The sequence below is a fragment of the Paraburkholderia gardini genome, assembly GCF_907164575.1.
In the GTDB taxonomy this organism is placed as follows: Bacteria; Pseudomonadota; Gammaproteobacteria; order Burkholderiales; family Burkholderiaceae; genus Paraburkholderia; species Paraburkholderia gardini.
Window position 1 is genome coordinate 287,375 of the sequence record NZ_CAJQYY010000001.1, and the last position, 15,154, is coordinate 302,528.

Annotated in this window: 15 protein-coding genes; 11 read left to right on the top strand and 4 right to left on the bottom strand. The window is 63.0% G+C overall.

The features are described from left to right. Window positions 1-96: 96 nt before the first annotated feature. The gene (locus LPA34_RS01300) at window positions 97-1,164 is read right to left on the bottom strand and encodes an alkene reductase (protein ID WP_228974078.1); all 1,068 of its coding nucleotides are present in this window, start codon (window positions 1,162-1,164) and stop codon (window positions 97-99) included. Window positions 1,165-1,269: 105 nt separating this feature from the next. Between LPA34_RS01300 and LPA34_RS01305 the strand changes: the two genes are divergently transcribed. Continuing rightward, complete coding sequence (locus LPA34_RS01305; protein WP_228974080.1) at window positions 1,270-2,166, top strand: LysR family transcriptional regulator; 897 nt, start codon at window positions 1,270-1,272, stop codon at window positions 2,164-2,166. 140 nt (window positions 2,167-2,306) lie between these two features. Here LPA34_RS01305 and LPA34_RS01310 read toward each other — a convergent pair whose 3' ends face one another. After that, a complete protein-coding gene (locus tag LPA34_RS01310; protein ID WP_228974082.1) occupies window positions 2,307-3,338 on the bottom strand; it encodes an AraC family transcriptional regulator in 1,032 nt (343 codons plus the stop codon). Between the two features lie 142 nt (window positions 3,339-3,480). On the opposite strand from LPA34_RS01310, the gene LPA34_RS01315 reads away from it, so the two are divergent. The 8 genes from LPA34_RS01315 to LPA34_RS01350 all read left to right on the top strand — a co-directional run bounded on the left by LPA34_RS01315 (window position 3,481) and on the right by LPA34_RS01350 (window position 10,703). Beyond that, on the top strand, window positions 3,481-3,888 hold the full coding sequence (locus LPA34_RS01315; RefSeq protein WP_228974088.1) for a carboxymuconolactone decarboxylase family protein: 408 nt from the start codon (window positions 3,481-3,483) through the stop codon (window positions 3,886-3,888). 45 nt (window positions 3,889-3,933) lie between these two features. Continuing rightward, entirely contained in the window at window positions 3,934-4,989 is a 1,056-nt protein-coding gene (locus LPA34_RS01320; protein ID WP_228974090.1) for a beta-keto acid cleavage family enzyme, read from the top strand. A gap of 80 nt (window positions 4,990-5,069) precedes the next feature. Further along, complete coding sequence (locus LPA34_RS01325; RefSeq protein ID WP_267478859.1) at window positions 5,070-6,350, top strand: MFS transporter; 1,281 nt, start codon at window positions 5,070-5,072, stop codon at window positions 6,348-6,350. After that, complete coding sequence (locus LPA34_RS01330) at window positions 6,347-7,189, top strand: SDR family NAD(P)-dependent oxidoreductase (RefSeq protein ID WP_228974092.1); 843 nt, start codon at window positions 6,347-6,349, stop codon at window positions 7,187-7,189. Before LPA34_RS01325 ends, LPA34_RS01330 begins: the two co-directional genes overlap by 4 nt. Window positions 7,190-7,202: 13 nt before the next feature. Next, window positions 7,203-7,385 (top strand): DUF1289 domain-containing protein, encoded by a 183-nt coding sequence (locus LPA34_RS01335; protein ID WP_228974094.1) that lies wholly within the window; start codon window positions 7,203-7,205, stop codon window positions 7,383-7,385. 46 nt (window positions 7,386-7,431) lie between these two features. Continuing rightward, window positions 7,432-9,072: a 3-(methylthio)propionyl-CoA ligase gene (locus tag LPA34_RS01340; protein ID WP_228974096.1), complete on the top strand. Its 1,641-nt coding sequence runs from the start codon at window positions 7,432-7,434 to the stop codon at window positions 9,070-9,072. A 77-nt stretch (window positions 9,073-9,149) separates the two neighbouring features. Beyond that, a complete protein-coding gene (locus LPA34_RS01345) occupies window positions 9,150-10,295 on the top strand; it encodes a porin (protein WP_228974098.1) in 1,146 nt (381 codons plus the stop codon). Window positions 10,296-10,325: 30 nt separating this feature from the next. Then, window positions 10,326-10,703, top strand: a complete 378-nt coding sequence (locus tag LPA34_RS01350) for a BON domain-containing protein (protein WP_228974100.1) — start codon at window positions 10,326-10,328, stop codon at window positions 10,701-10,703. A gap of 121 nt (window positions 10,704-10,824) precedes the next feature. On the opposite strand, the gene LPA34_RS01355 is transcribed toward LPA34_RS01350, so the two are convergent. Both LPA34_RS01355 and LPA34_RS01360 read right to left on the bottom strand, forming a co-directional pair. Next, window positions 10,825-11,682 (bottom strand): PA4780 family RIO1-like protein kinase, encoded by an 858-nt coding sequence (locus LPA34_RS01355; RefSeq protein ID WP_228974102.1) that lies wholly within the window; start codon window positions 11,680-11,682, stop codon window positions 10,825-10,827. A gap of 528 nt (window positions 11,683-12,210) precedes the next feature. Continuing rightward, window positions 12,211-12,504 carry a hypothetical protein gene (locus LPA34_RS01360; RefSeq protein WP_228974104.1) on the bottom strand — a complete coding sequence of 98 codons (294 nt, stop codon included), beginning with the start codon at window positions 12,502-12,504 and terminating at the stop codon, window positions 12,211-12,213. Between the two features lie 774 nt (window positions 12,505-13,278). Here LPA34_RS01360 and LPA34_RS01365 point away from each other — a divergent pair. Together LPA34_RS01365 and LPA34_RS01370 are read left to right on the top strand one after the other, a co-directional pair. Next, a complete protein-coding gene (locus LPA34_RS01365; RefSeq protein WP_228974105.1) occupies window positions 13,279-14,019 on the top strand; it encodes an ATP-binding cassette domain-containing protein in 741 nt (246 codons plus the stop codon). Window positions 14,020-14,074: 55 nt separating this feature from the next. Beyond that, window positions 14,075-15,070 carry an ABC transporter permease gene (locus tag LPA34_RS01370; RefSeq protein ID WP_228974108.1) on the top strand — a complete coding sequence of 332 codons (996 nt, stop codon included), beginning with the start codon at window positions 14,075-14,077 and terminating at the stop codon, window positions 15,068-15,070. Window positions 15,071-15,154 lie beyond the last annotated feature (84 nt).

The following is a 15,154-nucleotide window of genomic DNA, read 5'->3' on the forward strand; positions in this document are numbered from 1 at the left end:
GATTGGTGGCGCCCGACAGCCAGAGAGTAGAAGCGCTCGTTCCGTACGCCAATTACATCGGATGTAATCGCCGCGCGGCGACGCAAAGCGCACGGTTCATCGTGTTTGCTCCAGAACAGGGTAGTCGATATAGCCTTGGGGGCCGTCGGAATAGAACGTGTCGCGGTCCGGCGCATTGAGCGGCGCGCCCTCGGCGAAGCGTTGCGGCAGGTCCGGATTCGCGAGGTACAGGCTGCCGAATACGGCGGCGTCGGCATCGCGTTGGGCGATCAGCGATCCGGCGCTGTCCCGGTCGAGTCTGCCGCCGACAAGCAGCGGCCCGTCGAAAAGCGGCCGCAGCAGCGCGCGGTAATCGAACGCGCTGCCGGTGCGCGCGAGATGCAGGTACGCGAGCTTCAGCATGCCGAGTCGCTGCACGAGGTATTGATACGTCTCCTGCGGCGCCGCGTCGGTCACGCTGTTGAAGCCCATCTCCGGCGAGATCTTGATGCCGGTGCGGTCGCTGCCCGCTTCGTCGATCATCGCGTTCAGCACTTCGACGATGAAGCGCGCGCGATTCTCCGGTGATCCGCCGTAGCGGTCGGTGCGCTGGTTGGTCCCGGACGACAGGAACTGTTCCGGCAGATAACCGGAGGCCGCATGCAGTTCGACGCCGTCGAAGCCGGCTTGCAACGCGTGACGCGTGGCGAAGCGGTACGCGTCGACGATGCCGGCGATCTCGCCGGTCTCGAGCGCGCGCGGCACGACGAAGTCCTGCGGTCCTGTCGCGGTGTACACCTGGCCCGCGGCTGCGATCGCCGAAGGCGCGACGGGCGTCGCCCCGTTCGGCAGCAGGTCCGGATGCGAGATGCGTCCGGTGTGCATCAACTGCAGAAAGATCAGGCCGCCGCGCGCGTGAACCGCGTCGGTGACGCGCTTCCATCCGTCGATCTGCGCGGCGGAGTGGATGCCCGGCGTGCGCACATAGCCTTTGCCCATCGGCGACGGGAAGGTGCCTTCGGTGATGATCAGGCCGGCCTCCGCGCGCTGTGCGTAGTACTGCGCGGCGAGGGCGGAGGGCACGCCGGTCGCGTCGTCGGCGCGCGAGCGCGTCATCGGCGCCATGACGAGGCGGTTGCGCAACGTATGGCGTCCGATGCGGATGGTTTCGTTGAGAGAGTTCATGTCGATTTCCCGAAAGGTTGAAGGAGTATCGACACGATGAACTGATTCGTCAGTGGGATAAAGGCCTACAATTGAAAACACTGGTCCATCAGTGGAGCAATCGACGTGGAACTACTGAACTACATGCGTCTGTTCGTGGAAGTCGCGCGCGCGAAGAGTTTTCGCCGGGCGGCGGACGCGCTGAACATGCCGAACTCGACTGTGTCGCGTCACATCGCGGAGCTGGAGAAGACGATCGGCCTGCGGCTGCTGAATCGCTCGACGCGCAAGGTCGAGCTGACGGAAGCGGGCGAGGTGTATTTCAGGCGCTGCCAGAGCATCGTCGAGGAAGCGCGGATCGCGCACGAGTCGCTGCGCGATGTGGCCGAACGTCCGACCGGCACGCTACGGGTGTCGATGCCCGCGGACTTCGCCACTGGATATCTCGCGCCGGTTATCGCGGACTTCGAGAAGACGTACCCGCTGATCGCTTTCGAGTTCGACCTGTCGCCGCGCCCCGTCGATCTGCAGACGGAGCCCTTCGATCTCGCGATCCGCCTCGGTCCGCCGCCCACGGCGCCGTCGACGCTCGTCGCGCGGCCGATCGCGGTGCTGCAGCGCTATCTGTATGCGTCGCCGGAGTATCTGAGGCGCGCCGCGCCGCTCACGCACCCCAACGATCTCGACAGACACGTGGTGTGCATCGTGGAAGGCGCAGCGAGGCTGGGGCAAGTCGCGAGGACGTTCTATCGCGGCGACGAGTCGGTCAACGTGATGGTCGGGACACGCTTCGCGATGAACAGTGTCGCGCTGAGCCGCGCGCTGGCGATACAAGGTGTCGGGCTCGCCGTGCTGGACAACGTGCTCGCGCTGGACGACGTCACGTTGGGGCGCCTTGCTCGCGTGCTGCCCGGCTGGAGTCTCGCACCGGTTCAGGTGCACGCCGTGACCGAAACCCGTCTGCTGCCGGCGAGAGCGCGGCTGTTCATCGATTTCCTGAAGGTGCGGTTGCGCGAACCGTAGAGCGCGGGTGATCGGTGGTCGCCCAGACCCTCGCGAACCTCGAGGCGCAGCTCAGGGTGAAGCTGTCCGATGGTCGCCATGACGCAGCGTTCATTGTCGCGCACTGGGCTTCCAGAATGGGCGGACCAATGCGCCGCCTGCTATGCAAACGCCTCGTCGGCGCCACCGCTTCGTTGTCCTTTTCCGCTGCGCCACGCTGAAACGCTGCAGCCGAACCGCCCATTGAACCAGCGGGAAAACGCGCTCAGCGATGAGAATCCCAGCAGCGTCGCGACTTCCGACAGCGGCCGGTCGCGGCGCTCGACATATCGCATCACCAGTTCGACCCGCACCGTATCGACAATCGAGGAATAGCTTTCGCCAGACTGCGCGAGGTGGCGATGCACGGTTCTGCGATCCAAGCCCAGCTGCTGCGCCAGTTGCTCGACCGAGCAGGCGCCGGACGGGAGCAGCGCGATAACCAGCTTCCTGACCTTGTCGGACATCGTTTCGTTTGACTGAACCAGCATCGAATCCAGATAGCGGCGCACCAGGTGCGCCATCACCGGATCATAGGTTGGGATCGTGGCGTCGAGATCGGAGGTCAGGCACACAATGCCGTCGAAATCCTGATTGAACTCCACCGGCGCGCCAAACACCCGTTCGTGCATGGTGAGGCTGACTGGAGCATCGTGCGTGAAGCAGATGCCGCGCGGCTTCCAGTTCGCCCCAAGAATCATGCTCAGCATCCGGTACAGCACGCCCAGCACGAGCTCGGTAGCCTGGCGCACCAGGCCGGGAAAGCCGCCCACGATGTCTTGCCGGATGACGGACAGGCCTTCCGTCTCCTCGATGCGCATGTAGATCGCTTCATTGTGCAGACGCAGGTAATGCGCCATCGATTCGAGCGCCTTGCGCAGCGTCGGTTGTTCGCGCACGACAAAACCAAGCGGACCCAGGTTGGACAGCTCGCGATTCTCAGCCATGCGCAACCCGAAGCCTTCGACGGCCGCGGCCTGCGCCGATGCCTCCAGCAGGCGTCCCACCGCCTCCGCGGGAATCATGGTGTCGGGGTCCAGTAACGCCGACCGGTTGATCCCGGCAGCACTCAACTGGAAATAGGGATCCAGCCCCACCGACCGCGCCACTTCGACGTAATTGGTCAGGGCCGCACTGCGCAGCAGATAGGACATAAGGATTTCCCGTAGTGTCCCGAAATGTAAATTCATAGTCCCGTTATGTCAATCGGCAATTCGCCGTTATCCGATACTTCTCTCCAGCGACGCGCGACGGTTCAACGTCCCGCGTCATCCGGGAAAGTCAGGGAGACGAACGATGAGCAACGAGACGGAGCACCGCGCCACACCGGTCTGTGACCAGCTGCGCGCGACCGGCAACTGGAATCCCGCCTGGGACGCGATTGCCGAACTCGATCCCGCCTGGGCCGAGAAATTCATGGCGATGGGCATGCACCCCGTGATGTCGGGTGTGCTGGAACCCAAGGTTTTCGAGTTCATCGCGATCGCGGTCGATGCGTCCTGCACCCACATGTATGCGCCCGGCACACGTCGCCATATCCGCAAGGCGCTCGAGCTGGGCGCCACCCGGGAAGAAATTGCAGCGGTCCTGCAAGCGGTGAGCGTCCTTGGCATTCATTCAAGCAGCCTTGGCGCGCCAATCCTGCTTGAAGAACTCGCCGCGATCGGGCAGACAAAGGCGCCCGGCCCGCAAGCTGTCGCGTAATCCGCCAGCCGCGACGCAACCCATTCATCAAAGAGGAAGACAAACATGCATTTCCTGGACGATTCCCTGCTGCCTGAAAATCAGGAAAAACTCGTGATTCAGGTCGCGCCCTATGGCCCGCAATGGATTCCCGGCGATTCGGACGATATCCCGGTCACGATGGACGAACAGGTCCAGAAAGCCGTCGACTGCTACAACGCGGGCGCGACCGTCCTGCACGTGCATGTCCGCGAGAAAGACGGCAAGGGCAGCAAGCGTCTGTCCCAGTTCAACGAGATGCTGGGCCGCCTGCGCGAAGCGGTGCCGAAGATGGTTCTGCAGGTCGGCGGTTCGATCTCGTTCGCACCGGAGGATGAAGGCCAGGCCGCAAAGTGGATGACCGACGACACCCGCCACATGCTGGCCGAACTCGATCCGCGACCGGATCAGGTGACGGTGGCAATCAACACCAGCCAGATGAACATCATGGAGCTGCTGGTCGAGGCCGACTACGCAGGTACCTCGCTGGCCAATCCGGCGTACCAGGCCGCCTACCGCGACATGATCGTGCCGTCCAGTCCGTCCTGGCATGTCGAGCACCTCCGGCGCCTGGTCGCTAGCGGCATCCAGCCGCACTTCATGCTGGGGAACCTGACGCAACTGGAAACGGTTGAGCGCCTGATTCGCGCTGGGGCCTATACCGGCCCGGTGGTCCTCAACTATGTGGCGATCGGTGGCGGGGCGGCCGGGCTGCACCCGGCCGACATGCTCGAGTTCGCCCGCCGTACCCCGGACGGCGCGGTGCTCACGCTCGAAACGCTGGGCCGGTATGTGGTGCCGATGAACACGATGGCGATCGCGCTGGGCCTGCACGTGCGCGTCGGCATCGAGGACACGCTGCTCGGCCCGGACGGCGAGCGCGCGACCTCGGTACAACAGATCGAGAAGATGGTTCGCATCGCGCGCGAACTCAATCGCGACATCGCCAGCGGCGAGGATGCCCATCGCATCTACCAGATCGGCACGCATTGGGGCAGCGCCGGCGAGACGCTGGAGAACCTTGGCATGGTGCCTAACCGCACGCCCGTCCAGCGCGACGGAGCGGGACGCAAGGCCGCCTGACAGAGGGTGGCAGGACGGAACGCGGCAGCGTACCGCATGCCGTCTCGCCAGCAAGCCAAGCCCCTCAGTCCTGGAGACAGATGATGTTCTGGAAAAAAAGCCCCCCTGCCGTGCTGGCGTCCCTGCTGGTGATCCACCTGCTGGCACATATCGACCGCAACATGCTGCTCGGCTTCTCGCCGCAGATCATCAAGGATCTGGCGCTCAGCAATGCGCAGTATGGCTTTCTGGTCGGCGCGGTGTGGGTACTCAGCTTCGGCGTGGTGGCGATGTTCATGGGCACGCTGGCAGACCGCTTCAGCCGTACTCGCGTCATCGCCGCCGGCGTGCTGATCTGGAGCGCCTGCACGTTGGCCTCGGGCCATGCACAAAGCTTCGAGGAGATGGTCGTTGCGCGCTTTTTCGTCGCCAGCGGCGAGGCGGCGCTGGTCCCTGCCGCGGTGGCCCTGCTGGCCGAACTTTTTTCCGAGAAGCGGCGAGGCACGGCAATGGGGCTGTTTTTCATGGGCATCCCCCTGGGAATCGGCTGCAGCTTCCTGCTCGCCGGCAGCTTTGGTGCGACGCACGGCTGGCGCACTACGTTCTATGCCCTGGGCATCGTCGGCGTCGCCATCGCCTTGCCGCTGGCGCTGCTCAAGGAAGACCGCAGCCGGCTCGCACCGCAGGAACGCGGCGCAGCCTTCCTGCCACAGGTGCTCGCGGTCCTGCGCATCGTCAGGGGCACCCCGGCGCTGGGCTTCATGATCACTGGCTTCGTGCTGGTCCATCTGGTTTTTGCCAGCTTCGCCTTCACGCAGTTATGGCTCGTCAACGAGCGCGGCATGAACGCGGCTGGCATTGCCAGCAGGATAGGCACGCTGCAACTGGTGTTCGGCACGCTTGGCGCGGCGGTGGGCGGCGTCATGAGCGATCGCGTGGCGAGAAAGTTGCGGGGAGGACATGCGAGCTTCATGGCACTCCTCGTCGTGATCTGCGCGCCGTTGATGCTGGCATACCGTTTCGCACCCACCGGGTCGCCCCTGTTCTACATCGGCATGTGTGCCGGATTCTTCCTGCCGCTGGCGGTGTACGGCCCGGGCATGACGGCACTTGCGAACATGACGCCGCAGACCATGCGCTCGACGGTCACCGGCTTCACGATGCTGTCGATCAATGTATTTGCTCTGGCCATCGGCACCGTGGTCGTCGGTACGGTCGCGGACTATTTCATCAAGGCTGGCGTGACCGCTCCGCTGACTGGCGTTCTGATCGCCACCGACGCGCTGGCGATCAGCTCGGCACTGTTCTTTGCACTCGCGGCGCGTGCCTCGCGCAAGCAGCGCGCGCTCGCGCTGGAAAATGTACAGCCGGTGAGGTCATGAAAATGCGAAACCAACGTCAGAATCTCGCAGGGCGTGTTGCCCTCGTCACCGGTGCCGGTCGCGGCATGGGCGGTGCCATTGCCATCGATCTGGCCAGAGCCGGTGCAAGCGTCGCGATTTGCGACATCGACATGCCGGCGCTGGAAGAGACGCGCGCGGCGGTGGAAGGGGCCGGTGCGCCGTGTCTGGCGCTGCGCTGCGATGTGTCGTCGAGCAGAGAAGTCGCCGATATGTTTTCGCGCATCGTCGAGCGCTTTGGCACGCTGCACATTCTTGTCAACAATGCCGCGCTTGTCCCGAACAGGCCGGTCGATACCGGGCGCCGCAACAGGCACTACGCGTATCTGACCACGCCCGTGCCGCGGCAGTCACTGGGTTTCACCAGCACCATAAGCGACGAGGAGTGGCATCGCTACTGGGACGTCAACGTGCACGGCCTCTTTTATTGCACACGTGAAGCGCTCAGGCTGATGGAGCCGCAGCGCGACGGCAGGATCGTAAACATCGCCTCGATCGCCGGAATCTCGGCCATGAGCGCTCATAGCCCGCATTACAGCGCCACCAAAGGTGCCGTGGTCGCCTTCACCAGGTCGGTCGCCGCCGAAGTGGCAGGGGCCAATATCTTCGTCAACGCCATGGCGCCGGGCGGTGTGGCCACCCCGGACTTCGAAGCGTTCCTGGGCAGCATCGGCGAAGAAAAGCGGAATCAGCTCTGGCAGATGATCCCGGCCGGGCGTCTCGGCACGATGGAGGAATACGCGGCGACAGTCACGTATCTGGCCGGCGAGCACTACCTGGTCGGCCAGATCATCAGCCCGAACGGCGGCGCAGTGATATGACGGGCGAAGCGCGATGAACCTGGACGAACCCGCCGACAATTCCTGCATCAATATTTTCAGAACGGATCATGACGATAAGTTCTGCCAGGGGTGCTGGAGAACGCTACCGGAGACAGATCACCAGGACCAGGTGACTGACCTGAAAAAGGCAGACGTCGCAGCCTTGCCCGAACGCCGTCGCCGCGAAAAAGGGTGACTTCCGGCCGCGACCCGCGACCCCGTAACAGAGAATGGACTACCGTATGAACGGCTTGATGTTGCAAAAGCAGTTGTTGATTTCCTCGTTGATCGTGCATGCGGACCGCCATCATGGCGATACGGAAATCGTGTCGCGCCGGGTGGAGGGCGACATTCACCGCTACACCTTCCGCGATTGCCATCGCCGAGCCCGTCAGATGGCCAATGCGCTCATCAGCCTCGGCGTCAAGGCGTCCGATCGCATCGGCACGCTGGCGTGGAACGGCTATCGCCACATGGAGCTGTACTACGGCATTTCCGGCATGGGGGCGGTGATGCATACGATCAATCCGCGCCTGCACGTCGACCAGATCGCCTACATCGCCGACCATGCGGAAGACCAGTATCTGTTCTTCGATCTGACCTTCCTGCCGTTAGTGAAGGCGATTGCCGGCCGCTGCAGAACGATCAGGGCGTTTATCGCGATGACCGATCGCGCGCACCTGCCGCAGGATTCCGGCATTGCCAATCTGCTGTGCTACGAAGACCTGATCGAAGGGCATTCCCCCGACTACGCGTGGCCGGATTTCGACGAGGACACCGCCTGCACGCTGTGCTACACGTCGGGCACGACCGGCAACCCGAAGGGCGTGCTGTATTCCCACCGCTCGGCTTTGCTGCACACCTTTGCGGCCGCGCTGCCGGACGCGCTGAACTGCTCGGCGCGCGACGTGATCCTGCCGGTGGTGCCCATGTTCCATGTCAATGCATGGGGTCTGCCGTACGTGGCGTGCATGGTCGGGGCCAGGCTGGTTTTCCCCGGTCCGGGGCTGGACGGTCAATCGCTGTATGAGCTCCTTGAAGCCGAGCAGGTTACTTTCGCCGCCGGCGTGCCGACGGTGTGGCAGGGCCTGCTGACCTGGCTCGAACAGGAAGGCCTGACGTTCACGAGCATGAAGCGCACCGTCATTGGCGGCGCGGCCTGTCCGCCCGCCATGTTGCGCAAGTTCCAGGACGGGTACGGCGTGGAAGTGTTGCACGCATGGGGCATGACTGAGCTGAGTCCGCTCGGGACCGTCGGCGCGATGAAAGCGCGACACCGTGGCATGAGCCCGGAAGACCGCCGCGCCGTGCAAGCCAGGCAGGGCCGGGCAGTGTTTGGCGTCGACATGAAGATCCTGGGTGGGGACGGACAGGAATTGCCCTGGGACGGTGTGACCTCAGGGGAGTTGCTGGTACGCGGCCCATGGGTGGTGCGCAACTACTTCCGGAACGAAGGCGGAAATCCCCTGTGGATTGATGCCGATGGGCATGGCTGGTTTCCAACTGGCGATATCGCGACCATCGACGCCGACGGCTTCATGCAGATCACGGATCGCAGCAAGGACGTGATCAAGTCCGGCGGCGAATGGATCAGTTCGATCGAAATCGAGCACATCGCAAGCGCGCACCCCGCAATCGCATACGTGGCGTGCATTGCCGCCAGGCATCCGAAGTGGGACGAACGGCCACTGCTGCTCGCCGTGAGAAAGCCGGATGCACAGGTGACGGCGGAGGAGTTGCTGGCGTTCTTCGAGGGAAAAATCGCGAAGTGGTGGACTCCCGACGCCGTCGTGTTTGTCGACGCGGTGCCGCTTGGCGCCACCGGCAAGGTGTTGAAGAACCAGCTGCGCGAACGGTTTCAGGACTATCTGCTGGCGTCGTGAGCCAGCAGGCGATCTTTTGGGTTCTACATCGACGTACGTCGTTACGGGTTGTTTAAAACACAATAACTGGAGACGCAATGAAATTGAAATGGATCGCTGCGGCCGCATTGGCTGCAACTGGAAGTGCGGCTTATGCGCAATCGTCGGTGACGTTGTACGGCGCCATTGATTCCGGGTTGCTGTATCAGAGCACGTCGGCGGCTTCGTTCTCGCCCAGGGCGCCGAATACCGGGAAGGTTTACGCGTTCAAGGACGGCGGCATCTATGCGAGCATCTGGGGTCTTAAGGGCGCCGAAGACATCGGAGGCGGTTACAAGATCAACTTCAAGCTGCAGGGGTCGTTCAGCAGCGGCAGCGGGAAGCTCGGCCTGGCCGACGCGCCGGGCGCCACCGCGGTCTTCAATCAGCAGACGACGGTAGGCGTGTCGGGTCCGTTCGGCACCATCGACGCGGGCCGGCAGATCGTGCCGATGATCTATGCGATGTACGACACCGACGTACGGGGCGCCCAGTATTTCGGCAGTATCCTGACCGCGTGGATTGGCATGAACCAGGCTGCCGGCTGGCCGGGCACCAGCACGAACGGCCCGATCGGCGCACTGTATGACGACAACGCGCTGGTTTATCAGTCGCCGAAGTTCTACGGCGCATCCCTCGCGCTCGAATATGCGCCCGGCGGTGTCGCGGGCCAGTTTCAAGGCGGAACGCGCGAGTCGGCCGTGCTCAAGTATTCGAACTACGGCCTCAATCTGGCGGCCGCGTACTACAACGGGCACGACAGCAATCCGTTCCCGGCTACCTATCCGGCGGCCCCCGCTACGCCGGCGACCGGACAGAGCAATAACCGCTTTTACTATCTGGGCGCGCTGTATACGTTTCACGATTTTTCCGTCTCGACGTCATACAGCATCGGCAAGAATCCCGCGAACAGCGGTCACGTCGACTTTGAACTGGTCTCGGCGGGTCTGGGTTACAAGTTCACCCCGACCTTCAAGGTCACATCGGGCTTCTATTACCTGAAGGACCGGAACAATTCGGCCAGTCACTCGAATGAATTCGCGGTGGGGGCCGAATACAGCCTGTCCAGGAGCACGCTCGCCTACGCGCAGGTGGGGTATGTCGACAACAAGGGCACCATGAACCAGACGATCGTGTACGGGCAGCCTGTTGCGCCGGGCGTGTCGACCACCGCAGCCATGATAGGCATCCGTCACAGCTTCTGATCCCGTGATCAACAAAAAATGGAGAATTCAATGAAGACTGTTCCGGCACTCAGATTGTCCTGCGGCGTATTGTTCGCTCTGGCTTCCATTCACGCATGGTCACAGACCAGCGAAACGGGCGCTGCGGCGACCGGATCCGCCATGGCGGCGTCTGGCGCCATGCCTGCAAAGGCGACCCGGCAGGCGAATCGTGCGCTTCGCCGGAAAGTCTATGCCGCCATCGTGAAGTACAAGGAGATTGACGCCGGCAAAATCAGCGTTATCGCGAAGGACGGCGCGGTGACGCTTGACGGGACGGTGGTGGACGAGTCACAGATTGACAAGGTGACCGCGATCGCAAAAAGCGTGACCGGGGTGGTGTCCGTGACCAGCAGGCTCGCTGTCAGGAAGCCGTTCGGCGGCCAGTAGACGCGCTCGACCCGGGGGCACGGCGGCCGTCACCCATAAACAGGCGGTCGCCGTTGGCCGGGAAGCGACATTCCTCGAAGACCTTCACTTCAGGACTATCTTCGTGGAACGTCGAGCACGGTTACCGGCCTGCGCTCAGTTCCTGCTGTCGCCGCAGTCGCGCGTCTTCCTCAAGACGTGTGTCTTCGAGTTCCTGCAGCACGCTATCGAGGTCCACAGGTCGCGTGTCGACTTCGATGCGGCCGGTCAGTTCGGCATCGACGTGCAGCTGGCCTGCTTCGAAGAGCGTCCAGATCTCCGTGCCATAACGCGTGGTGAGTATTTGCGGTGCGAACCGTCCGAAGTACGCGGCCAGGTTGTCGACGTCTCGCTTGAGCATCGCGGCGGCTTCGTTGTTGCCGGCTGCGTCGACGGCCTGTGGCAGATCGATGATCACCGGCCCATCCGCTGCCATCAGGATGTTGTATTCCGACAGGTCGCCGTGAATCATGCCTGCGCAGAGCATGCGGACGACCTGGTTCAGCAGCAGCGCGTGCAGTTCGAGGGCGCGGGCTTCGGTCAGGTCGACGTCGTTGAGCCGTGGCGCGACGTCACCCTCCGCATCGATCACCAGTTCCATCAGCAACACGCCGTCGGTACAGATATAGGGTTGCGGCACACGCACGCCTGCGTCGGCGAGCCGGAACAACGCGTCGACTTCGGCGTTCTGCCACGACGCTTCCTGCATCTGACGGCCGTAGCGCGTGCCTTTTTCCATTGCCCGCGCCTGCCGGCTGTTCTTGACCTTGCGTCCGTCCCGATACGACGCGGCTTGCCGGAAACTGCGCTGCTTCGCGTCCTTGTAGACCTTTGCGCAACGCGTCGATTCGCCGCTGCGCACGACGTAGACTGTTGCCTCCTTGCCGCTCATCAACTGGCCGATGACTTCGTCGATGAGTCCTTCTTCGAGAAGCGGTGCAAGTCGTTTGGGTATTTTCATACGGCCGCCAGTTGCGGCTCGCAGGACGTGCATTCCACATGCGTGGATGGTGAGCGGCCCGCTGAGGTATGCGTGACGGTCAAACTGATGAATCGCGTAGCCGGTGCTGTCGGCCGTAAGCTTGCTGCGTGGGAGATGGATGGAGTCATGCCGGATTATAAGGGTGGCCGGGGACGAGCCGACGCAAATCTCCCGGCGACCGCGTAGATGCATTGCGCTGCTGTTCCATGCCGCACCCTGCCTGGCTCGACGGGCAGCACCCGATCTGTTTCGTTCCGCGAAGCGGTCATTCACCGTTGGTCGAATCCGGCCTTCTGGCGCCTTACGGCAGGCTAGCCCGGTCGCCGTTATTCGGGTCACGCTGGAAGCACGCAATCAGTTGGTGTGCCGCAAGCCGCTGCCAGGAAAAGGTTAGGGAGAAACAAAAAGCCGCTGTCCGTGAGGGCAGCGGCTTTTCTCATGACGGGTGGTGAATGAGGGGCGCTTGTTCGTTTTGCCCTTGCGCCTGGTTGTCGTCATTAATTGCTGTTATTTGGTAGCCGGCGATGCTGTGGTCGGGGTTGCCAGCGTGTTGTTGCCCCCGTAAGCGCTGGTGCCGGACGTCGAGCTGGTGTTCGTGTTCGTCGGCTGGCCCGAGTTCGGCGACCCGGAGCCCATGCCGCTGTCCGAACTGGTGGCGCCAGGCGTGCCGTAGCCGCTCGTTGCATTGGCGGCCGGCGACACGGTGGTCGGGGTTGCCAGCGTGTTGTTCTGTGCATAAGCGCCGCCCGACAGCGCGAGTGCGGCGACGGCCGCGATCAATGTGCTGATTGCCTTGTTCATGATCCGTCCCTCCTTGATTGGACTGGAATATCGATGCGGACGATCCATTCGTATTGCTCCATAGCGGTCGTTGCACGCCTGGCCCGTGGCGATCAAACTCGCGCGACCGTTCGCAGTGGTACACGTGAGGCAAACCAAAGATCGCCACTCAGGGCTGGCAACGATACACGTACGCAGGTGACACCTAGTTTAGGAAAGCGGTCGCTGATAATTAAGCGCATTGTTCGCAAGGGTGAATTTCGATTTCCGGGGTTACCCTAATGGGTCCCGGTCCCCAATCCGGGGCCGGTCATTGTCCGACTGCGATCGAGGGCACTCGACTCCAGGCGACCAGTGGACCCGCTTCAGGCGGCTGTTCAAGCGGACCAGCAACGTAGCCGCCAGCCTCAATCGGGACCAGGGCTCAAGTAACGCGCCTGATCGAAGCGGCACGGTTCCCACGATCCTGGCGACAATTTCCCCGCGTGGCACGAAACGAATCAGCGTCCGGGACGCGACGATCCCATCGGTTCTGGTGCGAATTGCAACTGCCGATCCGAGCGGGTCATCCGCGCAGGGATCGACGATTTCCGCAATAACGGTGCTACGCGAGACATGTTCGCCAGGCGCCACCTTGTAGTTAACGGCTCCGCCTCGCGGCGCGATCGGGTAACCGATGGAGGCTTGCCAAAAGGCGCCGTTGTGCTATAAAAAATGCTAGCTGGCATGTCTACCGCTCTCCCGGCCTCCCGGCCGAAGAAATGGGCGGCACTACTGGAGCGAGCGCGACAGTCCATGAGTCTTCTAGAGCTCAGAGGCATTTCCAGACACTTTGGCGCCATTCAAGCTCTGAGCGACGTGACGTTCAGTCTGGAGCCGGGTCAGGTGGTCGGACTCATGGGAGACAACGGGGCTGGGAAATCGACGCTGGTGAAGGTCATCGCCGGTAACTTTCCCCCCTCGCACGGCGAAATCCTCATCGATGGTAAGCAGGTGCATTTCAGCAAGCCGGTCGACGCCCGCGCTCAGGGGATCGAAGTCGTCTATCAGGACCTTGCGCTCTGCGACAACCTCACGGCGGCCGCCAATGTCTTCCTTGGCCGGGAGCCACGGCTCGGTTTCGGGCTCGTCAGCATTCTCGATCACGCGACCATGTATCGGCGCGCCGGCGAACTTTTCAAAGAACTGAAATCCGAGACGCGCCCCCGCGATCTCGTCCGGCAGATGTCGGGCGGCCAGCGACAGGCTGTGGCGATCGCACGCACGCGGCTCTCCGAAGCGCGGCTCGTCATCATGGACGAGCCGACGGCATCGATCAGCGTCCGGCAGGTGGTCGAGGTGCTCGATCTCATCAAACGCCTGTCCGAACACGGCATCGCGGTCATTCTCATCAGCCATCGCATGCCGGACATTTTCACCGTCGCCGATCGCGTGGTCGTCATGCGGCGCGGGCGCAAGGTCGCGGACAAGAAGACCGAAGCGTCCTCTCCGGAAGAGGTGACCGGCCTCATCACCGGAGCCATCGCCACCGCCTGAACCTGACTCGCACGGGAGCCCGAAATTGAACGATCCGCAGGAAAGGCCCGCCCCATTGTCGGCATTGCTTGACGATCCGCAATCCGCGAGGACGCATACTCGCTGGACCGGGCTTCTCGCGAGCCAGGTGTTCTGGGTGGTGCTCGCAACGATCGTCGCCTGCATCGTGCTCTCGCTCGTGACCTCGACTTTTGCGACGCAGCAAAATCTTTTCAACGTCACGCGCAACTTCGCCTTCGTCGCAATCGTCGCGCTCGGCATGATGGCCGTGATCGTCACGGGCGGCATCGATATTTCGGTCGGTTCGACGATCGGCTTGAGCGGTATCGTCCTCTCGGTGGTCATGAATGCCGGCTATCCGATCTGGGCTGGCATCGGCATGGGGCTCCTGACCGCGGGGCTCGTCGGCCTCGTGAACGGTCTGCTCATCGCCTATCTCGACATGCAGCCTTTCGTCGTGACGCTCGGTATGCTGAGCGTCGGCCGTAGTCTCGCGCTGGTGTTCTCCGGCAGCCGGACCATTTTCGATTTCGGTCCCGACGGCAGCAAACTGCTTGCGCTTGGCGGCGGCAAGACCTTCGGCCTCGCCAATCCGGTGTGGTTCCTGATTGTCCTCGCCGTGCTTTTCTGGTTCGCCTTTGCGTGGACGCGCTGGGGTCGCTACGTCTTCGCGGTCGGCGGCAATCGCCATGCGGCGAGACTCACCGGCGTTCCGGTGCGTCGCATCATCTGCTCCGTCTATGTGCTAGCCGGCCTCATGGCGGGCGTCGCGGCGATCCTCGAAGTGGGCTGGCTCGGCGCGGTGACGACAGGCCTTGGCGCGGGCGACGAATTGCGCGTGATCGCCGCGACCGTGATCGGCGGCACCAATCTCATGGGTGGCGTTGGCAGTGCCTTCGGGACCGTCGTCGGCGCCGCACTCATCGAAGTCATCCGCAACAGCCTGATCCTGCTCGGGGTCGACTCGTTCTGGCAGGGTACGGTCGTGGGTGCTTTCATCATCATCGCCGTGCTCTTTAACCGGCTCGGCGGTGAGCGGCAAGGAGACTGAAATGTCGTCGCGGGCATTGGCCGTATGACGGCCGGTGCCCACTGCGGCCGGACAGGATGCGGAACTGCCGGACGCGGGCGTTCA